17 protein-coding genes are annotated in these 23,175 nt (G+C 42.7%); 15 read left to right on the top strand and 2 right to left on the bottom strand.

Translation table 11 applies throughout. The features are described from left to right. The first annotated feature begins 33 nt into the window (after positions 1–33). Complete coding sequence (locus tag EKQ44_RS13380; protein ID WP_237664054.1) at positions 34–924, top strand: DMT family transporter; 891 nt, start codon at positions 34–36, stop codon at positions 922–924. A gap of 138 nt (positions 925–1,062) precedes the next feature. Beyond that, a complete protein-coding gene (locus EKQ44_RS13375) occupies positions 1,063–2,322 on the top strand; it encodes an ATP-binding protein (RefSeq protein ID WP_237664053.1) in 1,260 nt (419 codons plus the stop codon). Positions 2,323–2,396: 74 nt separating this feature from the next. Here the strand turns inward: EKQ44_RS13375 and EKQ44_RS13370 are convergent, their stop codons facing one another. Then, the gene (locus tag EKQ44_RS13370; RefSeq protein ID WP_237664052.1) at positions 2,397–3,998 is read right to left on the bottom strand and encodes a glutathione ABC transporter substrate-binding protein; all 1,602 of its coding nucleotides are present in this window, start codon (positions 3,996–3,998) and stop codon (positions 2,397–2,399) included. Positions 3,999–4,371: 373 nt separating this feature from the next. On the opposite strand from EKQ44_RS13370, the gene EKQ44_RS13365 reads away from it, so the two are divergent. The 12 genes from EKQ44_RS13365 to EKQ44_RS13310 all read left to right on the top strand — a co-directional run bounded on the left by EKQ44_RS13365 (position 4,372) and on the right by EKQ44_RS13310 (position 21,158). Further along, positions 4,372–5,271, top strand: a complete 900-nt coding sequence (locus tag EKQ44_RS13365; protein ID WP_237664051.1) for an ABC transporter permease — start codon at positions 4,372–4,374, stop codon at positions 5,269–5,271. Between the two features lie 21 nt (positions 5,272–5,292). Beyond that, entirely contained in the window at positions 5,293–6,219 is a 927-nt protein-coding gene (locus tag EKQ44_RS13360; RefSeq protein WP_237664050.1) for an ABC transporter permease, read from the top strand. A 16-nt stretch (positions 6,220–6,235) separates the two neighbouring features. Further along, positions 6,236–7,258 (top strand): ABC transporter ATP-binding protein, encoded by a 1,023-nt coding sequence (locus tag EKQ44_RS13355; RefSeq protein WP_237664049.1) that lies wholly within the window; start codon positions 6,236–6,238, stop codon positions 7,256–7,258. Beyond that, the gene (locus tag EKQ44_RS13350) at positions 7,251–8,264 is read left to right on the top strand and encodes an ABC transporter ATP-binding protein (protein ID WP_269151668.1); all 1,014 of its coding nucleotides are present in this window, start codon (positions 7,251–7,253) and stop codon (positions 8,262–8,264) included. The genes EKQ44_RS13355 and EKQ44_RS13350 overlap by 8 nt, the downstream gene beginning before the upstream one ends. Positions 8,265–9,209: 945 nt before the next feature. Further along, positions 9,210–10,835 carry a glutathione ABC transporter substrate-binding protein gene (locus EKQ44_RS13345; RefSeq protein WP_237664048.1) on the top strand — a complete coding sequence of 542 codons (1,626 nt, stop codon included), beginning with the start codon at positions 9,210–9,212 and terminating at the stop codon, positions 10,833–10,835. A gap of 64 nt (positions 10,836–10,899) precedes the next feature. Next, positions 10,900–11,823 (top strand): nickel ABC transporter permease, encoded by a 924-nt coding sequence (gene nikB / locus EKQ44_RS13340; protein WP_237664047.1) that lies wholly within the window; start codon positions 10,900–10,902, stop codon positions 11,821–11,823. 21 nt (positions 11,824–11,844) lie between these two features. After that, a complete protein-coding gene (locus EKQ44_RS13335) occupies positions 11,845–13,404 on the top strand; it encodes an ABC transporter permease subunit (RefSeq protein WP_237664046.1) in 1,560 nt (519 codons plus the stop codon). Between the two features lie 15 nt (positions 13,405–13,419). After that, the gene (locus EKQ44_RS13330) at positions 13,420–14,403 is read left to right on the top strand and encodes an ABC transporter ATP-binding protein (protein ID WP_237664045.1); all 984 of its coding nucleotides are present in this window, start codon (positions 13,420–13,422) and stop codon (positions 14,401–14,403) included. Further along, positions 14,400–15,419 carry an ABC transporter ATP-binding protein gene (locus tag EKQ44_RS13325; protein WP_237664044.1) on the top strand — a complete coding sequence of 340 codons (1,020 nt, stop codon included), beginning with the start codon at positions 14,400–14,402 and terminating at the stop codon, positions 15,417–15,419. The genes EKQ44_RS13330 and EKQ44_RS13325 overlap by 4 nt, the downstream gene beginning before the upstream one ends. Beyond that, a complete protein-coding gene (locus EKQ44_RS13320; RefSeq protein WP_237664043.1) occupies positions 15,392–17,773 on the top strand; it encodes a cyanophycinase in 2,382 nt (793 codons plus the stop codon). The genes EKQ44_RS13325 and EKQ44_RS13320 overlap by 28 nt, the downstream gene beginning before the upstream one ends. A gap of 35 nt (positions 17,774–17,808) precedes the next feature. Next, positions 17,809–18,978: a beta-aspartyl-peptidase gene (gene iadA / locus EKQ44_RS13315; protein ID WP_237664042.1), complete on the top strand. Its 1,170-nt coding sequence runs from the start codon at positions 17,809–17,811 to the stop codon at positions 18,976–18,978. Positions 18,979–19,058: 80 nt separating this feature from the next. Beyond that, positions 19,059–21,158, top strand: a complete 2,100-nt coding sequence (locus tag EKQ44_RS13310) for a sigma 54-interacting transcriptional regulator (RefSeq protein ID WP_237664041.1) — start codon at positions 19,059–19,061, stop codon at positions 21,156–21,158. A gap of 34 nt (positions 21,159–21,192) precedes the next feature. On the opposite strand, the gene EKQ44_RS13305 is transcribed toward EKQ44_RS13310, so the two are convergent. Continuing rightward, complete coding sequence (locus EKQ44_RS13305) at positions 21,193–21,375, bottom strand: hypothetical protein (protein WP_237664040.1); 183 nt, start codon at positions 21,373–21,375, stop codon at positions 21,193–21,195. 362 nt (positions 21,376–21,737) lie between these two features. Here EKQ44_RS13305 and EKQ44_RS13300 point away from each other — a divergent pair, with 362 nt between their 5' ends. Beyond that, positions 21,738–23,159 (top strand): alanine/glycine:cation symporter family protein, encoded by a 1,422-nt coding sequence (locus EKQ44_RS13300; protein ID WP_237664039.1) that lies wholly within the window; start codon positions 21,738–21,740, stop codon positions 23,157–23,159. Positions 23,160–23,175: the final 16 nt, after the last annotated feature.

Genomic DNA, 23,175 nt, shown 5'->3' with positions numbered 1-23,175 from the left:
AAATGTGGGAATTTTTCTTAGGGGGCATGGAAGATGGCAAAAGCATATAGTTTATTATTGTTTTGTGTTCTGGTCTGGGGAAGTAACTTTGTAATCGGAAAGCTATTATTAGAAAGTTTTTCCCCTGGATTTACTACATTTGCCCGGTTCTTAGCCATTGTTCTTGCTTTGTATATATATGGGAAATGGAAAGGTATCTCTTTTCATTTCTCTAAATTAACCAAGAAGGAATTGCTTGTCTTTGTTTTGTTAAGTACGGTGGGAGTTTTTATTAATCAATGGAGCTTCTTTATAGGATTACAACATGCGGACTCCACTTCTGCAGCAGTGATATTGGCCATGACACCCTTGATAACTTGTATTCTTGCTGCCATTTTTCTTCATGAGGTGTTTACGAAAAATATGGCGATCGGTTTGATTGTTGCTGCAATCGGAGTATGTATCGTGGTCGGAAGCGGATATGATGGAACCTTTTTAAAGGTTGAAAAAGGGTTATGGTGGATTGCACTCACTATGTTGACATTTTCTTTGTTGATCATACTAACAAGATTATTGTCTAAAAGTATAGAGGCATTCCCCCTTACTTTTCACTCCAATGTTCTGGCTTTCATCATTTCCATTCCGTTTGCTGTATTAGAGCAGGAAAAAGCGATAACTGCTGCTCCTGGAGCATGGATTCTTTTAATAGTTACTGCCATTATTGTACATGGTTTCTGTAACCTTATCTGGAACAAGCAAATAAAGTATATACATGCATCGAAAGCATCAACCTTGACTAACTTAGAACCATTTGTTGCGATGATTTTAGGTTTCTTTCTTCTTAGTAAACCCATTCTGATGACTCAAGTAATAGGAGCATTCTTCATTGTTTGTGGTGTTATATTGTCTAACAAGAAGAGGACCAGGGGATATGCAGTTACCTAAATGAAGCTTTTATTTTATGCACCATCTACCAGCCGAATCGGCTGGTTTTTCTTGTGGTACAAAAGGAGGAATAGATGATACGTAAGGCGAAGTATTAACTATGAAAATTAGTGATCTCTTGGTGGTAGGGGCGTTGGTATGTTTGAAAATTTAGGGCATGTATTATATCACGTTTTAATTATTTTATTTCCGATCCTATTTTATTATCAGTTTCTGAATAAAGGTGCCATAGGGCAATCCACAAAAGTAAATTATCGTTTTCTTGGTACCCTACTGGTCATGTTGTTGTGTACGATGTCCTTTCCAATAGAAGTGACAGATGGTTCGTATTATGATCAAAAAATCATCCCGGTTATTTTGGCTTTTTTGTATGGGGGATGGCTAACGGGTCTTGTTGTATTGGCTTTCATGCTATATTACCTGTTTATCCTTGGAGAGAGCAGTTTTCTAGTAATGCTATTAAATTACTTGATTGTTACCGTATTCTTAGTGGTGACAACAAGGGTTTATCGGAATATGACAGTTAAGAAAAAAATATTAAGTATTTCCATTTTGTTGTTGTTGATCACTATAACCAGGGCGCTACGGTTCATTCATCGTGAGGAACCAGGTGAGATTTTCCTTGCTGTGATTGTCAGTTTGATAACCTGGGTTTCCTTGGTGACGTCTATTATGATTATTGAAAATCTAACGATGCAAATGCAGTTACAACATCAATTGCAACGCTCAGAAAAATTGAAGGTGGTAAGTGAGCTTGCGGCATCCGTAGCGCATGAGGTCAGGAATCCAATGACATCTACGAGGGGCTTTCTTCAGTTGATGAGCCAAGATGATAATCTTAACAGTTCCCAAAAGAGATATATTGATATCTCTATCGAAGAGCTGGACCGGGCGCAATCCATCATTCAGGACTACCTTTCGCTGGCCAAGCCCAATAAGCATGGGATGGACAGGATTAATGTATCTAAAGAGTTGGAACATGTGATCCAGCTGATGTCCACTTATACTTCTTTTAATAACACGACCATTCGTCATGAGATAGAAGATGAATTGTATATTAAGGCTAATAAGGATGAAATGAAACAGGTTTTGATTAACTTAATCAAAAATGCGATCGAAGCTATTGATAAGCATGGAACAGTGACAGTGAAAGCCTCTAGCAGTCGAGGAATGGTATTGATAGAGATTATAGATGATGGTGTGGGCATGTCGCCACATCAGGTTGCTAGATTAGGTACACCCTTTTATTCTACTAAGGATAAGGGAACTGGAATCGGTTTAACGATCTCTTTTCAGATTATTGAGTTGTTGCAGGGGAAGATGGAAGTGAAAAGTGAGGTAGGGAAGGGGACGACTTTTACGATAAAACTACCCTCGAAAACTAGTGCAAGCAGCTAGTTTCTTTTTTTGTGAAAATGTACTAGAGAAACAAGAAAAACCCCCGACTATTACTAGTCGAGGGTCTTTGTTGATTATTTAAGCTTCACACCGTGGAAGTAAGGAGTACCACTGAAGTCTACGAATAGGCCAGCTGCACCGTTTGTTCCATATACGAAGTCAGGATGTTGCAAGTAAACCATTGGAGCTTCGTCTACAAGGATCTCAGAGATCTCTTTGTATGCTTCGTCACGCTTTGCTTGGTCAGTCTCAGAACGAGCTAGGTCAAGTAACTCATCCACGCGGTCGTTCGCGTAGAAAGAACGGTTACCAGGAGCACCGAATGCAGAAGAGTGGAATAAAGCATATAGACCGTAGTCAGCATCAGCTGTTACAGTAGTCCAACCTAAGATGAATAGTTCGTGCTCACCAGCGCCAGTAGCGTCAAGGAATGCACCCCATTCGATTGTTTCAATTGTTACATCGATTCCGATTTGTTTCAATTGGTCTTGAACTAGGATTGCGATATCAGCACGCTCTTTAGAACCTTCGTTCACATAAAGTGTCGTTTCGAATCCATCTTCAAATCCTGCATCAGCTAGCAATTGTTTTGCAGCTTCTACGTCATAACCTAGTGGCTCTAGATCTTGGTAGTTACCAACAACTGTAGGAGCAAGAGGACCTACTGCTGGTACACCTTGACCGTCAAGGATACCGTCAACGATATCGTTTTTGTTTACAGCCATGGAGATTGCTTGACGAACTTCTTTAATGTTGAATGGCTCTTTTTCCATGTTGAAACCTAAGTAGTCCATACGAGTACCGCGAACGCGAGTCAATTCGATTCCAGCACTTTCCATACCTTCTACACGAGCTACGTCAGAAGCACCTACTTGAATTACGTGCGCTTCACCAGTTTCAAGCTGTGCAACACGAGTAGCTTGCTCTGCGTTCACTACGAATTTAATGGAATCAAGGGCAGGAGCGCCATTCCAGTAGTTTTCGTTTTTGTTTAATACGATTTCAGCACCACGGTTCCAAGATCCAAATACGAATGGACCAGTACCAACTGGGTTTTCGTCTACTTTCTTACCACCGTTGTTCTCTTCTTCCATAGCAGAAGGAGCGATGATGGAACCAGCATTATGTGCTAAGTGAGCTGGTAGTGGAGCGAATGGTTTTTCTGTAACAAATTGTACAGTGTGGTCATCCACAACATTTACTTCTTTGATCATGTTAAGTACAACTGCACGTGGAGATGCAAATTCAGGATCGATGATACGCTCGATCGTCATTTTTACTGCATCTGCAGTAAAATCAGTTCCGTCGTGGAATTTAACATCCGTACGAAGTTTGAATTCCCAAGTAGTTTCATCTACAGCTTCCCAAGATTCAGCTAAGGAAGGTACTACAGTTCCGTCTGCTTCATAAGCAGTCAAACGGTCGAAGATTTGAGTTGTTACGTTAGTTGTAGCAGTATCGTTCATTCCGTGTGGGTCAAGAGTTGGAGCATCAGATGAAACAACATATACTAATTCTCCGCCTTCTTGTCCTGCAACTTCTTCACCATCACCAGAACCAGTGTTAGTGTTTCCGTTTCCGTTTGTCGGTGTGCTGCTGTTCCCACCACTACATGCTGAAAGAACTAGCATAAGTGAAAGAAGAAGCATGAAAAACACATTCTTTTTTGCTTTCATGTAAAATTACCCCCCTGAAGATTTGTTTTGTGTTACAAGATTGTAATCAATGGATAAGCCATGATTGTTTATAATCATAATTCAAAAACTGAAAATTCACAAGAGTTGTTTTACAAGAAATTTTAACAAATTTATTATTTTTGTAATAATTAAAGATAAAAAACTAGTCTATATTACGTTTTTGTTAATTTTTCCATGCATATAATGAAAGGTAAATCTGGTGAAAAAATCTATTAATCATAAAATTAAGTATGCTAAGACTCTTTAAAACTATTGTAATATTACGAATTAATAGCTATTATAGTATCTAGTTGTGTTGAAAATTTAGAATTATTAAGATTGTTACAAAGAGATGAAGGGATGAGAAGAGCGTATGGATCAACCACAAGCACAAACGACAACAGGAGTTCCAGTTACTATCGAAAATACGAAGTCGGTTCGATGGAGATCTTTCTATAAGAAGCTGGCGAAAAATAAAGCTGCCATGGCTGGTGCCTTTATTATTATATTTGTTATATTGATGGGTATATTTGCCCCCTTACTTGCGACTCATGATCCAAATACAACCAATGTAATGAACAAGCTGCAGGGACCGTCTGCTGAGAATTACTTGGGGACCGATGATGTTGGCCGTGATATTTTCAGTCGTTTGCTTTATGGTGCAAGAATTTCACTTGGTATTGGGTTTTTGTCTACTATTTTAGGAGCAGTCGTTGGGGTCACACTCGGAATTGTATCCGGTTACTATGGTAGATGGGTAGACTCCCTGATTATGAGAATTTGTGATGTATTATTGGCTTTCCCGGGAATCCTTCTTGCTTTGGCAATTGTAAGCGTTCTTGGAGCAAGCACTAGAAACGTTATTATTGCTGTTGCCTTCTATGCAATACCGTCTTTTGCAAGGATTGTCCGCGGTTCTACATTAAGCGTGAAAAAGCTGGAATATATTGATGCCATCAAGGCGATGGGTGCGAAAGACTTTAGAATTATTTTCAAGCATATCTTACCGAATATTATGTCACCGATTATCGTACAAGCAACATTATATATTGCTTCTGCCATTATTACGGCAAGTGCCCTTTCCTTCCTTGGGATGGGGACAAGACCACCGACTCCGGAATGGGGTGCGATGTTGAGTCAAGGGCGATCTTATATTGCACAAGCTCCGCACATCACATTATTCCCGGGACTTGTCATTTTGCTGGTCGTTATCGGATTCAACTTGATGGGTGACGGACTTCGTGATGCGCTAGATCCGAAAGCGAAAAAATAATGGAGAAGAAGGTGAACTAACATGTTTATATATATCATTCGAAGACTTTTCCAAACGATTCCGGTAATGTTTGGTGTAACGTTGGCAGTATTTATGATGATGCACTTGATTCCAGGTGATGCAGCCCAAATCATGGCGGGCGAGCAGGCGAACCCGGAACAGGTGGAAGCAATGCGTGAGAAATTGGGATTGAACGATCCTTTATATGTTCAGTACTTCAGCTATATTGGTAATGCGATTCAAGGGGATTTGGGTACTTCCATCCGTACAAACAGAGATGTTACGTCGGAGATTTTTACAAGCAGGTTTTGGATTACAGTGGAATTGGCAATCTGGGGAACCATTTTATCTGTCATTCTTGGTTTGATTGCAGGTATTGTTTCCGCAACTAGAAAGTATACCTTTGCAGATACATCATTAATGATTGTGGCACTATTTGGTATATCGATGCCTAACTTCTGGCTAGGTATCATGCTTATCTATTTCTTCTCCGTTAACTTGGGTGTCTTGCCGGTTGCCGGATGGGGGAACGATTGGAAGCAGATGATCTTGCCTGTCATCACACTTGGTACTGGTGGAGCGGCCATTATTGCGCGTATGACCAGGTCCAGTATGTTGGACGTTATCGATCAGGACTATATCCGTACCGCTTACGCAAAAGGTGTAAGTGATAAATTGGTTATCTATAAACATGCACTGCGCAATGCATTGATTCCGGTTGTTACTGTAGTAGGTTTGCAATTTGGTGGACTGCTTGGTGGAGCGGTAATCACAGAAACTGTATTTGCCATTAATGGATTGGGTAGATTGATCATCAATTCCATTACGATGCGTGACTTCCCGATGGTTCAGGGGACAATCCTTGTATGTACCCTATTATTCGTATTTGTAAACTTCCTGGTGGATATCACATACCGTTTAATTAACAAACGTATAGACCTTAACTAAAAGGACGGTGAAGAAAATGACAACTGCAAAGAAAGAAAAAATATTAGAGGTAAAAGGCTTGCGTACTTCCTTTTTTACAGATGAAGGCGAAGTGAAGGCCGTTGATGGAGTGGACTTTTCCATTGAAAAAGGGAAAACGCTTGGTATTGTAGGGGAGTCCGGATCTGGTAAAAGTATCACTTCCCTATCCATTTTACGACTGCTTCAGGAACCTGTTGGTAGAGTGGTAGGCGGAGAAGTTATTTTCAAAGGGGAAAACCTTTTAGATAAAACGAAAAAACAGATGATGCAAATTCGCGGAAACAATGTATCAATGATTTTCCAAGAGCCGATGACATCCTTGAATCCTACATTGACCTGTGGGGAGCAAATTGCGGAATCTGTTCGTATTCACCAAAAGCTTGGTCGTAAAGCTGCTTGGGTGAAGGCAGTGGATATGTTACGTCTGGTTGGTATTCCATCTCCTGAAAAACGTGCAAAGCAATATCCATTCGAACTTTCAGGCGGAATGCGTCAGCGTGTCATGATCGCGATTGCACTTGCATGCAATCCGGAACTTCTGATTGCCGATGAGCCAACAACAGCACTGGATGTGACCATCCAAGCTCAAATTTTGGAATTGATGAGAAAGCTTCAAGATGAATTGGGCACTTCCTTAATGCTTATCACACATGATCTAGGGGTAGTGGCGGAGATGTGTGACAAGGTTGCCGTGATGTATTGCGGGAAAGTGGTGGAATATGCAGATGTCCAAACCATCTTCTCAAGCCCGAAGCACCCGTACACGGTTGGTCTATTAAACTCTGTCCCAAAACATGATCAGGATGTGGAAGGGGACCTATCTGTTATTAATGGTTCTGTACCAAGTCCATTCAACTTGCCACAGGGCTGTCGCTTTGCTCCTCGTTGTCCGCATGCCAAAGATATCTGCCGCAGCAGTTTGCCGGACTTGAAGGAAACAGAAGACGGCGATCAGGTTCGTTGCTGGATTTATACAGATAAGTGGGAAGACGAGGAGGTTGCTGCTAGCCATGAGTAATCAAACATTATTAGAAGTAAAAAATCTTAAACAATACTTTCCTATTAAAGGTGGAATCTTCGGAAGAACGGTTAATCATGTCAAAGCAGTAGACGACATCAGTTTTTCCGTGAAGGAAGGGGAAACGGTCAGTATCGTAGGGGAATCCGGGTGCGGTAAATCCACAACTGGACGTGCCATCCTTCGCCTGGACAATCCTTATTCCGGAGAAGTAAGCTTCCAAGGGGAAGATTTACTTGCTTTAAATAAATCGCAGATGAGAAAGAAACGTAAGGATCTGCAAATTATTTTCCAAGATCCATATGCGTCTTTAAACCCTCGTCAAACAGTAAGCCAGATCTTAGAGGAAGCATTGGAAATCCAGAATGTTGTACCTCGTAAAGATCGTCGCAAAAAAATTGTGGAACTGCTTGAAACGGTTGGGATTGGTGCCCATCAGGTTGACCGCCATCCGCACGAGTTCAGTGGAGGACAACGTCAGCGTATAGGTATTGCCCGGGCGTTATCTGTTGATCCAAAGCTGATTGTCTGTGACGAAGCGGTATCAGCTTTGGACGTATCCATTCAAGCTCAGGTATTGAACCTGCTTAAAAGACTTCAACGTGAATTTAATTTGACGTACTTGTTCATCTCCCATGACCTTGGGGTTGTGCGTCATATTTCTGATAGAATCATTGTTATGTATCTGGGTAAAATTGTGGAAATTGCTGATAAAGATGCACTTTTTGCTAACCCGCAGCATCCTTATACAAAAGCATTATTGTCCGCTATACCTAGTACAGATCTTGGGAAGAAAAAAGAGCGTATCATCTTAAAAGGTGATGTTCCTTCTCCTATCGATCCACCTGCAGGGTGCCGCTTCCATACACGCTGTCCTTATGCATTCGATCGATGCAAAACGGAAGAGCCGAAGCTTCACGGGATTCCTGGTGTCAACCAGCAATCTGCATGCCACTTGGTGGAAGACGGAGCAGTTGATTTCTCTCAGTTAAAGACGAATTATTAATAGATATTGAATGTGAAATGGGTAAGCCACTCTCAGCCGTTGTTGGGAGTGGTTTTTTTGTGTGACTTTATGTGTTAGAGGGTGGATGGAACGCGAAATTGGTAGGGAGAAAGAAATTCGAGTGTCATAGAGGGTGTATGGAACGCGAAATTGGTAGGGAGGAAGAAATTTGAGTGTCATAGAGGTTCTATGGAACGCGAAATTGGTGGCGAGAAAGAAATTCGCGTGTCATAGAGGGCGTATGGAACGCGAAATTGGTGGGAAGGAAGATATTCGCGTGTCATAGAGGGCGTATGGAACACGAAATTGGTAGGGAGGAAGAAATTCGCGTGTCATAGAGGGCGTATGGAACGCGAAATTGGTAGGGAGGAAGAAATTTGAGTGTCATAGGGGGTGTATGGAACGCGAAATTGGTGGGAAGGAAGATATTCGCGTGTCATAGAGGGCGTATGGAACGCGAAAAGGGAAGAGAGAGGAAAAAACGCGTGTCATAGAGGGCGTATGGAACGCGAAAAGGGAAGAGAGAGGAAAAACGCGTGTCATAGAGGACCAATGATACGCAAAATTAATGGGAGGAAGAAATCCGAGTGTCCATAGAGATGAGATCAGATGAATCCCTAGATCGAAATCCGTTTGGAGCATTAAATGAACAAGACCTAGCACACAAAAAATTAGACCACAATGAAAATCACTAACCTAAATCCACAGCCCCTTTAGCGCACCACACCCAAAAACCACCCAATACAACCTTATTAAACCCAATAAACCTAAAAACAACCGAAAACACCCAATAAAAGTAATCATAAGACTTTACTCCATACTTCCATCCCTCATATTCCACCACCATAAACTAAAAGTTTTCTAAAAATTCTATTATTGGCACACTTCTTGCATCTTCCCTCAATGAAACCAAAACCACAAACGAAAAAGGGGAGAATCAACCACATGCAAACGCAAATACAAAAGAAAAACAAGGCAATCTGGTTCCTACCGTACTTACTCATCCTCTGTCTGCTCATTCTGGCAGCATGTAGCTCCAACCCTACAAGTAACAACACTCAACCAGATACAACAAACACCAATGAAAACTCAGAAGAAGCAACAGACGCAAATGGTGAATTAATAGTAGGAATTGAAGCGGAACCTACGTCCTTGGATCCATTCAACTCCACAGACGGTAATTCTGCAACCGTTCAAAGCACTATGTTTGAAGGTTTCTTGCGTTTTGATGAAAAGATGAACCTTGTTCCTGTACTAGCTACGGAATTCAACTTTAATGATGATGCAACGGAAATCACCTTCACTTTGCAACAGGGAGTGAAATTCCATGATGGTACAGACTTTAATGCGGAAGTGGCAAAAGAGAACCTGGATTTTGTACGGGATGCCGAAAATGGCTTGGCGCGCGCTTCCTTCTTCTCTTTTATAAGCGAAGTGACAGTCAATGATGAGTACAGCATCACCATCAAATCGGAAGAACCAAATTCGGCAATGGCTTCCTATATGGCGCATTCTTCTGCTTCCTTCAAATCACTAGATGAGTTGAAAAAGAAAAAAGATGACCAGGACTATAACTTGGACCGGAACCCAGTAGGTACAGGGCCATTCAAATTCCAAGAGTGGAAGGACAGTGAGCAAGTAGTTGTTACGAAAAATGAAGACTATTGGAATGACCAGGAGCAACCAAAAGTAAATAGCATCACCTTCTTGCCGATTGTGGAGGCGAGCACTCGTGTCAATAAGTTAAAAACTGGAGAGGTGGATGTGATATTCCCGATCCCTACCCTTAATGCCAAGGAGCTTGAACAGGAAGAGGATGTGGATCTATATGTTGGATCTTCAACGAACGTATTTTATATCGGAATGAATTTCAAAGAAGAGAAATACAACGACCTAAAAGTCCGACAAGCGATGAATCATGCAGTTGATAAAGATGGTCTCATTGCACAAATTGCAGATGGCTATGCACAAGTCGCAGATTCCGCCATCGCTCCTGCCGTTTACGGATATGCAGGCCAAAGTGTGTATGAGCATGACAAAGAGCTGGCCAAGCAACTTTTGAAAGAAGCGGGGATGGAAGAGGGATTCCAGGCGACTTTATGGACGAGGAACACAACGGAATTTGTGTCTGTCGCTGAGTATGTGGCAATCCAGCTGAAGGAAATTGGCATTGAAGTAGAAGTACAGGCATTTGAAAGTGGTACTTTGTTTGACATGCTAGATGCTGGAGAAGAGACGGACCTTTGGATTGGACGCTGGTCACCAGGTACAGGAGAAGCGGATTACGGATTAAGGCCAAACTTTGCATCTGACCGTGTGCCGCCAAACTTCAATAATTCTGGATTTTATATAAATGAAGAACTGGACGGTATGTTTGACGATGCGCTTCGCTCACCAGACCAAGATCAAGCTTTATCCATCTATGCGGATATCCAGATGAAAATATATGAAGATGCTCCGTGGGTGTTCCTGCATATCCCTGATACCATCATTGCAAAAGGAAAAAATGTGAATGGTATTTATGTGTTGCCTTCAGGTGGTGTCCATCTGAATTTAGTAGAGAAACAATAATAATATATAGACTCATAGGGAGCATAAACCTATGAGTCTACTCTTTATAAAGAGGTGAAGTTGCATGATTCAATTTGCATTCAGAAGGATTATTGGAATGATCCCTATTTTACTTATCATAACGATTATTGCATTTTTGTTTGTTCATTTAACCCCTGGGGATCCGATTCGCATCATGTACGGCGCGGAGCTGGATCAGGAAACTTACCAGACCTTAAGGGCGAAGGAGGGGTTCGATCAACCACTCTTCGTTCAATATGGCAACTATATGTACAATATGGTCATCCATGGGGATTTTGGTTCTTCCTATCGAACGAAAACGGAAGTGTCCTCTGAGATCATGAGGCGTTTTGGATTTACGTTCACTTTGACGATGCTTGCGATGTTCTGGGCCATTCTTATTGGGATTTTTGTTGGAATCATCTCTGCAACGAAAAGAAATACCGTGTGGGATCGCCTTGGGATGGTCTCTGCCATTACAGCGCTGAGTGTTCCTGAATTCTGGTTCGGTCTGATGGTGATGCAAATTTTTGCGGTGCAACTCGGATGGTTTCCGACGAGTGGAAGTGGTACTTTAGCCCATCTTTTCCTCCCTTCCATCACTTTGGGGTTCGGGGTGGCGGCGACCATTGTAAGATTTACGAGGTCCAGTGTACTTGAAGTAATGAGAGAAGATTATGTAAGAACGGCACGTGCAAAAGGACAAAAGGAATCGATAGTCGTGTGGAGCCATGTTTTAAGAAATGCGCTCATCCCGGTAGTGACCATGACTGGCCTTCAGTTTGGCTTCCTTATTGGAGGTGCGGTAGTGGTAGAGCAGGTATTTGCCTGGCCGGGGCTTGGGTCTTACTTGGTCGATTCAATCCTGGCAAGAGACTATCCCGTCATACAGGCATTGATCTTACTTTTTTCCTTTCAATTCCTTGTAGTCAATTTATTGGTGGATATCAGTTACGGGTTCTTGAATCCACAAATCAGATACGATTAAGCAAAAAAGGAGACAAAATCTATGAGCAGAAAAATGCATTCTTCGTATTCTCCTTTCAAGGTGTTTCTACACAAATTCATCAAGCAACGTTTTGCGTTTCTAGCGTTTATTATTGTGTCGTTCATTGTACTGGTCGGGGTGTTCGGCTCCTGGCTTGCACCGTTCGACCCTTATCGTCCGGTAACCTTGCAGTATGCGGACAAGGGAATCGATAGTGAACAGATGACAAGTCAACGAGTAGCCATTACGGGAGTGCTTAGTGATGGGAGTGCCATCTCAGGATCTGAAATAAAAAATATCAAAGTGGAAAGCGTAGATAGAAGAATTGCTTCCATCAGAAGAATGACAGATGGCGTGACTTTAACGGCAAATACTTCCGGTACCACCTATACAAGCATCGAAAGTGAAAGCGTGCGTTCACTGATAGGTGTGAACGTATCAAGTGACTCAGAAGCCATGGGGCAGAACATCATTCGGATAGAGGCGGAACAGCCCAACAAAGTAATGAAAAGCGGGGATAGATACTCGGTACATTTAAATGCGATTCTATCCGATGGAAGCACCATTAATGGACTTGATGGAATAGAAGCCTTCCTGTTGGATGGACAAGAAGATAAACAAGCCTTCAATCAAGGAAGTGGTTTTGTATCGGCGGGAAGCTCTGAGGAAAATGAGGGAGGAGTCCAATTTCTGTCTCTTGATGAGGAGCTTGCCACAGTGTCTCAAGAAGGAATTGTGACGTTGAAAGGGCAAGGAGACGCTCTTGTGCAGGTTACGGCAGGTATGGTGTCGACAGTCGTCCATCTGCCTATTGATGTCCAAGAAATAACGCCTCAGCTGGTTTCTATCGTACCGGCATCCACAGAAGTGAGCTTAGTGGATATCTATAAACATCAACCACCATCCTCACTCCACTTCTTTGGAACGGACCATCAGAACAGGGATATTTTCAGCAGGGTGGTCATGGGTACAAGAGAAACGCTAATGATAGGATTTGTTTCGGTTGCGATTGGTGCTGTGATTGGAACGGGGCTTGGGTTGATAGCCGGTTATTATGGAGGCAGGCTTGATAATCTGATCACTCGTTTCACCGATATACTACTCGCTTTTCCAGGAATATTACTCGCGATCGCAGTGATTGCCTTTCTTGGTGCAGGACTCGCGAATATCATCTTTGCTGTGGCTGTGTTCACCATTCCGATCTTTATCAGGATTGTCCGCGGAAGTACGCTTGCGTTAAAAGAGATGACCTATGTGGAAGCGGCCCAATCAATCGGGGTGAAGGATCGCATCATCATCATGAGGCATATCTTTCCGGGCACCCTGTCTGTGGTGATTGTTTATCTAACGATGCGAATCGGTGTGGCCATCCTGATTGGAGCAGCGCTCAGTTTCTTAGGGCTTGGAGGAGACATAACTGCGCCTGAATGGGGCTCCATGTTGAGTGCGGCAAAAGATAACAGCGGGAATGTGTTTCATCCGACATTCTTTCCGGGGCTCGCTATTGTGATTACGGTACTAAGCTTCAATATTTTAGGAGACGGCTTACGGGATGCGCTTGATCCAAAGTTAAAAGAGTAGGAGGTGGCAACAAAGATGGAAAAAGTGCTTGAAATTCAAGGATTAGAGGTTAGCTTCAAAAGTGATGGCAAACAGCTGAAAGTGGTAAACGGGATATCATTTGATGTTCATAAAGGGGAAACATTGGGTATTGTCGGGGAATCTGGTTGTGGAAAAAGTGTCACTTCCTTATCCATCATGAGGTTATTGCCTTCCCCTCCAGGTAAAATCACAGGGGGCGCCATCCAATATCAGGGGCAGGACTTGTTGAAAAAGAAAGAAAAAGAGATGCGCAAAATTCGAGGGAACGAGATCTCCATGATTTTTCAGGAGCCAATGACCTCGCTTAATCCTGTTTTTTCAATTGGGAAGCAATTAGACGAAGTGTTGCTTTTACATAATGATATATCCAAAAAAGCGGCACGTGAGCGATCAGTAGATATGTTGAAGCTTGTTGGGATCCCCCGACCGGAACAAATATATGAAGCCTATCCCTTTGAGCTTTCAGGTGGGATGCGCCAGCGTGTCATGATTGCGATGGGGCTTGCCTGTCAGCCAAAGCTATTGATAGCGGATGAACCGACGACAGCGTTGGATGTAACGATTCAGGCGCAGATCCTTCATCTAATGAAGGATCTGAAGGAAAAAACCGATACGGCCATCATGTTGATCACCCATGATCTGGGAGTGATCGCAGAAATGTGCGACAGAGTGATTGTCATGTATGCAGGAGAGATTGTCGAGGAGACGGATGTGGATACATTGTTCAATAATCCGAAGCATCCCTATACAATCGGACTGTTAGAATCGATTCCGAAGCTTGGGGAAAAACGGGATCGCCTGCGGTCCATCCCTGGCCAGGTTCCGTTGGCAGGGACGATTACAAAAGGATGCCGCTTTGCGGATCGTTGCAATAAGGCGATCCCATTGTGCAGGGAAGAGGATCCCGAGCTACTTGAAGTGAGCAAAGGCCATTCCTGTCGATGCTGGCTCCATGCAGATAGAGGTGTAACCGTATGAGTAAACCGTTGTTGGAAGTAAAGGATCTAAAGGTATATTTTCCGATAAAAAAGGGCCTAAGAAAGAAGGTTGCCTCCTATGTTAAAGCCGTTGATAATGTTTCTTTTTCGATAAACGAGGGGGAAACACTTGGACTCGTAGGAGAGTCGGGGTGCGGGAAATCGACAACGGGTAGAGGGGTTGCCCAGCTGGTAAAGGCGACGTCAGGGAATGTCCTTTTCCAGGGAAAGAATCTGCCTGAGTTATCGGTCAAAGAGATGCGTAGCTTGCGCAAGGAAATGCAACTTGTATTCCAGGACCCCTATGCCTCCCTAAACCCCAGACTAACCGTGGAACAGATTTTGGCTGAGCCTTTGAAGGCACATGGAGTAGAGAGAGAGAAGCGCCGTAAGCTAATGGAAGATATTATGGATGTTTGTGGCTTGAATAAAAACTATCTTCATCGATATGCCCATGAGTTCTCGGGAGGCCAAAGGCAGCGTATCGGAATTGCCCGGGCACTTATTTTGAAACCAAAACTCATTATAGCTGATGAACCGGTTGCCGCTCTGGATGTATCCATACAGGCGCAGATCTTGAATCTCTTAAAGGATTTACAGGAGGGATTTAGACTTACTTATCTATTTATCTCTCATGACTTGAGTGTTGTTCAACATCTATGTGATCGTGTCGCGGTGATGTACCTAGGTAGAATCGTAGAAATAGGAGAAGCGGATAAGATATTTGAGAAGAGGCTGCACCCTTATACAGAATCATTGATTGATGCCATCCCGATATCCAACCCAAGAGAGCGGAAGGAAAGGATAATTCTTCAAGGTGATGTACCTTCTCCGGTTGATCCGCCTACAGGCTGTGCGTTTGTAGGGAGATGTCCTAAAGTAATGGCTCACTGTCATACCGACCGTCCAGAATTAAAGGAACATTCTGATAATCACCAGGTTGCATGTCACTTATACTCTGCGAAAACTGAAAAATTGGAGGTATCCTCATGCTCAGAAAGCGGTGGAATCGTTTAACGAAGGTACTAGCAATCCTATTATGTGGTGCTTTACTATTCCCGGCAGCAAATGGTTATGCCCAGCCGTCGCATGTCCATAAGAAAGGCTTGATGGAACTGGTTGTGCACAATGGACAGATTCAAGGTGAATTCAGCCAAACTATAAAAGAATATCGTGTGAAAACGGAGGAAGACCAACTGGCATTGTCAATTACACCAATCGCTGTGAATGCCAAGTTGGCTGTAAATGGTGAAAGGGTGAACCACCGGAAACAAGTAAAGGTTGATTTACCAACAAATAAGAAGAGGGTTCATATTGAGGTCGCCACTCCAAAAGGTGAACAAGATACCTATACCTTATTTGTTGAAAAAGGTCCGTCTTATGATTTGAAGGATGTTACTCTCTTTCAAAACGGGGATGGTTCCGTCATTCAAGATTACCAGCTAGGATTTCAGAAGGCGGAAGTGATGGACGGAGTAGAAGCCTATTTGATGTTTTATTCAAAAACGGGTTTTTATGAAGTCTGGGATTATGTGAAGGGGTTGACTCCTGAACAAATAGACCAGCATCTCACTTCAAAGACTGAAGGAGAAAACAAAGATAAACTTTTTAAAATTACCAATCTAAGCTATGCAGACGGTGGAGGGAATACCTTCCGCTCCGGGCAAGTGGATGTGATGTCCGGGAAACCATTAGGTGTAGGTGACTATTATGCTTACGCAGCGACACTTGGAGAGGATGGAGTGTTGGGAATGACAGAGGCTGATCGTACCATCCGTATCATGCCTTACCCTACTGATGTCGAAGTGATAGGTAGCGGAAAGCAAATCGAAAATTACTCGGTGACTTTTGAACAGGCAGATGACGGAAAGATTACTCACTATTTCTTATTTTACTCTTCATTGGGATTGACAAGCCTCGTGGAGCCTTTTATCAGTGGAGGAAACTTGGAATTTCTTGAAGAATTGGAACGAGAGAATAGCGGAAGATTACTATCCGTTGAGGAGATTGGAAATGCACCTATACCCTTTGCTAAGAATCAAAAAACAATCGAGGGGGACCCCCCACATAGTGGGTTGTATTATGCCTATGTGACGGCGGTGAGTGAAGAAGCAGTGCTTGGATCTAGTAAATCGCTTAAGATGATTAACACAAATTCTATGCCAGTTCCTCTTGAAACAATCGGGGAAGGTGTCGGTACCTTGCTTCCTGCTGGTGGGGCCACAGGCAATACGGATGCATACTATCATGCAGTCCGGGAAGCTACGGGTGTGGAGCGTCCACGCATCGCCATTTTTAATAGTTCGAGAGATTCGGTTGACGTTGCGTATGACCATTTTCACCTTGATGATGGCCCTTATCTTGCTCTAGAAACCGAATTTAGAAATAGAGGCTTTGAACCTGTTTATATTCCATTGGCAATAGATACCTTCGAATTTGTCGCCCATGATAATTACTTCGTCAATCTAGTAAAAAGCAGTCATGCAGTGATGCTACAGGGTGGGGATCAAATGAAACATGCAAGGTCATTGCTTAACGACGATGGAACAGCGACCCCGCTGCTCGAAGCCATACAATATGTTCATGACAATGGTGGAGTGGTAGCCGGAACAAGTGCGGGAGCACATGTGATGAGTAACCCAATGTTTGGGGTTGGTAGAAGTTTTGAGGCATTGGTCATCAATGATACGGAAGTGAAAAGCATCGCTGATGTCCCACTAACTGGCTTTCTTGATCCAAGTATAAAAAACAATAATTTTCAAATCCCGGGGCTTGGACTAGTTGAAAATATACTGACTGATACACATTTTGATATGCGTGGAAGGCTCGGCCGTTTGCTTGTAGCTATGCGAGATACCGGTCATGAAATAGGGGTAGGCCTTGATGAGGGGACTGCCCTTGAGATAACCGGAGACATAGGAAAAGTGATAGGTGAGAATGGGGTGTGGATACTCGATGTGAGTGGCGCAACCTTTAATGAAAAAAGTACTGTGCCAGGCTTTGAAGTAGAAGATGTCATTGTGCACCACCTGACTGAAGGGGATACCTTCAACATGGTCACGAAAGAAGTCGTACCTAATGAAAATAAACAGGAATTGATTCAACATGACGACACCCTATATTATAGTTCTCATTTATTTGATGGAGCGTATGAATCGACCAAATCACTGCTTTCTTTTGCGAGAAGCTCAAAAACAGAACAGGTGACCTCTATAAAAGGTGGTGCATCCGACCCTGTTTTTGCGTTACAATGGGCAAAGGACAGCTTTACTAAATACTACCAAAGTGATGAGGGCTATAAGACAGTTGAATTGACTTCTTATAAAAAAGGGACGGTCGCAAATATTAGATTATCACTATGGCTTGAATAGGATAAATACAGAAATAACTGAAGGAGACTTCTTACATGATTAAGGTATTGAAAAACGGGACCGTGTACAGTCCTGATTATTTAGGAAAAAAAGATATCCTACTTGTCGATAAGCGGATTGCGGCAATAGGGGATGACATACATTTTGAAGAAAGTGCACATGTAGAAATCCTCGATGTAGCAGGAAAGCTTATCGTACCAGGCTTCATCGATAATCATGTCCATATCATGGGCGGTGGTGGAGAAGGGAGCTATCGAACCCGTACTCCTGAGCTCGTGTTATCGGATGCCATTACAGGTGGAATCACGACCCTTGTCGGTGTCATTGGAACAGATGGGACAACGAGGACGATGGCAAGCCTTGTGGCAAAAGCAAAGGCACTAAAGGAGGAGGGCATAAGCTGTTATGTCCATACAGGTTCCTATCAGGTTCCTGTCAAAACGCTGACAGGGATGATTGAAGATGATTTAATTTTAATTGAAGAGATTATAGGGGTAGGGGAAATAGCCATTGCTGACCACCGTTCCTCCCAACCAAATTACGAGGAAGTTGCCAAAATTGCTGCAGCTGCGCGTGTAGGAGGAATGCTTTCGGGGAAAGCGGGAATCGTTAATATGCATCTTGGTGATAGTGGGAGCAAGCTCTCGATTCTGGATGAGGTCATAGAAAAGACAGATATTCCGATTCGCCAATTTTTGCCCACCCATATCAATCGTAACCGGGAGTTGTTTGAAGCAGGAATTGCCCACGCCAAAAAGGGTGGCTATGTGGACTTTACCACCTCAAGCATTGCAAAGTTTATTGAACAGGGAGAAACGAAATGCAGTGTTGGACTCAAAGAGATGCTCGATAATGGTGTGCCGATCGGACAGATCACCTTCTCTTCAGATGGCCAGGCAAGCTTGCCGGAATTCGATGAGGATGGTGAGTTTATCGGTCTGCAGCTAGGAAGGGTGACTTCTTTATACAAGGAAGTGAGGGAGGCAATCGTGGAACAAGGTGTGGAGCCTGCAAATGCATTCAAGGTCATTACCGAGAACCCTGCCAAAATATTGCGCCTTTCCTCTAAAGGGACCATTGATGTGGGAAAAGATGCAGATCTTGTTTTACTTGATGAATCGACATTTGAAATAGAGTCTGTGATGGCACTTGGCCGAAAAATGTTGTGGAATAAAAAACTACTTGAAAAAGGTACGTTCGAGTAAGCTATAATAGTTGATAAAGAGATTGGAAAAACACTGTTGCTGATCACGACAGTGTTTTTCTTTAAATGGAGGTGTGGGAGATGGGAATGAAAGCAAGAGAACTGACGCTTTTGGCGGGATCCGAGGAAACAAGGAGAACGCTCGATAATCAATTGAATGAAATCATCGGTGATTTTATTCGGATACGCAGTTATTCGGTGGATGCCCATAAAGTGACAAAGGTTCACAATCAACTGATCATCTTATCCTCCCACCTGATTGAGGAGGAAGCACAAGCCTATATCGGAGACAACTGTACGGTATTGGTAGCTAGGCGTATTGTTAATTTCCTTAATATTGAAAAAATATATAGTGTCGCAAAAGGGGAGAAGGTTCTTTATGTGAATGATTTCCCCGAAACGGTGCAAGAAGCGATTTCTTCTTTTGAGATTCTAGGAATTAACCATCTTCAATTGATCCCCTATTTCCCTGGTAAAAAGGATAAAGAGAAAATAAGAATTGCCATAACGCCTGGTGAACTGGACCTTGTCCCTCCATATGTGGAGGAAATCATCAATATAGGACCTAGACTAATAGACATCACAACCATCATAACGATATTGAATAGGTTAGGGCTACTAGAGGAAAAGCAGGATCAGGTTTCAAGTAAATACATACGTACGATCACGAGATTGAGTAAAAGATTAGGTGATGCGAACCAGGAAGCCAATAAAAACAGTGACCATCTGAAGAAGGTGGTCAATGGTGTCAATGATGGAATCCTTGCCATCAATCAGATGGGAAAGATTACGGTCTTCAATGAAATACTGGAGCGGTTTCTTCGAGTGCCGATGAAGAAAGCGGTGGACCGTCATGTTCGAGATGTAATCTCTGAACCCGCACTCTATGATTTCATCATGAACAAACGGGAGGAGGAGGCGGACGGCTATTTTACCATTCACTCCATGAGTTATATGGTTCACCGATTCATGATTGATCCCACAGGCACTATTGTAGTCACTTTTAAGGATGCGAGTGAAACCATTGAAATGGAAAAACAATTAAAAAGGGAACTTGTGAAAAGAGGGTTCTATGGAAAATACCATTTCGATGATATTGTAGGAAGTCATCCAGAATTGATTAGAACCAAGAAAATAGCCCGAAAACTTGCCAAAACGGAATTAACTATTCTCATACAAGGGGAGAGTGGTACCGGGAAAGAACTTTTCGCAAGCTCCATTCACAACGCTTCCTCACGAAACAATGGACCTTTCCTGGCAGTTAATTTCAGTGCGCTGCCAGAAGACCTGGTCGAAAGTGAACTTTTTGGATATGAAGAAGGAGCGTTCTCAGGAGCAAAAAAAGGCGGAAGAAAAGGTCTATTTGAGCAAGCCAATGGTGGTACCATCTTCTTGGATGAAATAGGGGATATCAGTTTAAAGGTCCAAGCGAGGCTGCTTCGTGTCCTGCAGGAAAGAGAATTATTGCGCATTGGTGGTAACAAAATCATCCCTGTCGATGTCAGAGTGGTAGCGGCAACGAATAAGGACCTCCTTGCCTTGATGGAGGAGGGGAAATTCAGAGAGGATTTGTATCATCGTTTAAAAGTACTATTTATACAGCTTCCTGAACTTCGAAAACGGAAGGAAGACATCCAACCCCTCATTCACCATTTCATCCATCAAAGTGGCAGGCAACATATCAAACTGGAAAGGGAAGTATTGGATAAGCTCAAGCAATATAATTGGTATGGAAATATTCGTGAATTGAAAAATACCATCGATTATATGCTTGCTGTATGTGAAAACAATACAATAAGAGTGGAAGATATACCTAATGAAGGATTCTTTCAGCAAAGTCGAAGAACGGTCAAGGAAATCGCTTCGGATATCTATTTTTCCAATCGGAGTGTGGGAAATGACCCGGAGCATAGCACTCGTATTCAGCAACGGGAATTAACAGAAGAATTGTTAAACCTGATGGAGATTCTCTATGATCTGCATAAGAAGGAAGGATCGGTCAGTCGTAGGAAAATTTCCGTTGAAACAAAAGAGCGCCAAGCCTTTTTAACGGAACAACAGGTAAGGTTAAGGCTAGATACTTTGGAGAAGATGGGTCTTATCGAAAAGAAAAGAGGAAGGCAAGGAACAAAAATAACAGAAGCAGGCATGACTATGCTAAAAAGCAAAAGCAGTATGTAAAGGCGGTAGCCTTGCATACTGCTTTTATATAGGATTAAACGCCCATCTTTCTTCTAGTGTTGCTTGGTTTTTTCGTTTGCTGACTTTTCATCTTTTGCGTGCCTTGTGGACCATTGAAGTTCCCTTTACCACCTGAAGCCTGCTTCTTTTTATTTTCCAACTGTTTTTTCATTGCTTCTTGCAGACTGATTTTCTTCGGTTGATTATTTTCGGACATTCTAACCCCTCCTACTCGTCTATGATAGTAGATTCAGTATAAACCATTTTATCCAAGAAAGGTAATAGGAAATTTTTCACCTAATAAGGAAAGTAATTTATTTCAGAAAATAGAGAAAATATTTAATTCAGTAATTATTGTTGAAACTATCTTAGTATAGTGATAGAGTTATAAAAGTATTATATAACACCCATCGATTTTCGTGTCTGGTCTGCAATAGTTGTAGGAAAACCAGTGATAAAAGTATTTAATAGGAAAACTTTAAAGCTTTTCTATTAAATATTTTTATTTGAAACAAATATTGGAAGCGTTACCAATATGATAGGTGTTATGTGGAAACTATAGGAAAAGGTGTGAACAGCATGATAGACACAATTATTGAATGGAGTAATGAAATTCTTTGGTCATACATTCTAATTGCATTATTGGTCGGCCTTGGAATCTTCTTCTCATTAAAGTCAAAGTTTGTCCAGTTTACCCAGCTTGGGGAAATGATGCGTCTCCTTAAAGAGAGTCCAACAACCAATGAAACCAAAAAACGAGTATCATCCTTCGGGGCGTTTTGTATCAGTGCGGCAACGCGAATCGGGACAGGTAACCTTGCAGGTGTCGCGATTGCCATCTCGCTAGGAGGTCCAGGAGCCGTATTCTGGATGTGGGTAGTAGCCCTATTTGGTGCTTCCCTAAGCTTTATTGAGAGTACACTTGCACAAGTATACAAAGTGAAGGATAAGAGCGGTTTCAAAGGCGGACCAGCCTATTATATGCAAAAGGCAATGGGAGCAAGATGGATGGGGGTCCTTTTCGCCGTCCTTATTACCTTCTGTTTCGGATTGGCGTTTACATCTGTTCAAGCGAACACCATCACCGTTGCGTTCCATGAAGCATTCGGTGTGAACCGCTTGGCACTCGGACTTGTCCTGACGGGAATTGTCGCTTTGGTCATCTTTGGTGGAGTTAAGCGGATTGCCAAGGTTTCACAGGTTGTCGTGCCTGTCATGGCTGTGTCCTATTTATTGTTGGCATTGTATGTCATTGTATTAAACATTGGAGAAATTCCTGGTTTGATAGGTGTCATTGTCTCCAGTGCTTTCGGATTTAACGAAGCGGTTGCTGGTGGGATCGGTGCTGCGATCATGAATGGTGTTAAACGAGGATTATTTTCCAATGAAGCTGGTATGGGTAGTGCCCCGGTTGCAGCAGCAACGGCAGACGTAAGTCACCCTGCCAAGCAAGGCTTCATTCAGACTCTTGGAGTATTTGTCGATACGATCCTGATCTGCAGTGCAACAGCCTTCATTATCCTGCTAGCAGGCATTCCAGGTGGAGCGGAGATGGAGGGAATACAGTTGACCCAGGTGGCATTAGCTGAACACGTAGGGCCATGGGCAAGCGTCTTTATCGCCATTGCTATTCTGTTATTCTGCTTCAGTTCCATTATCGGAAACTACTATTATGGAGAGTCCAATATAGAATTTATCAAAGAAAGCAAAGCTGCCACAATGATCTTCCGTTTTGCGGTGCTTGGGATGATCATTTTCGGTTCTGTTGCAAGCCTTAGCATGGTTTGGAACATGGCTGACTTGTTCATGGCATTGATGGCCATCACCAACCTAGTGGCATTGGCCTTTATCGGAAAAATCGCTCTAGCAGTATTGAAGGACTATATGAAGCAACGTAAAGAAGGAAAAGATCCGGTATTCTATGCGAGCAACATTAAAGGATTAAAGAATACGGAATGCTGGGAAGATGAGACGGCAAATGTGGAAGAAAAAGGGGCATAAGATTTTTGGAGAAATG

It is taken from the genome of Sutcliffiella horikoshii (assembly GCF_021991925.1).
GTDB classification, from domain to species: Bacteria; Bacillota; Bacilli; order Bacillales; family Bacillaceae_I; genus Sutcliffiella_A; species Sutcliffiella_A horikoshii_F.
This window is presented reverse-complemented; position numbering and strand designations above follow the sequence as displayed.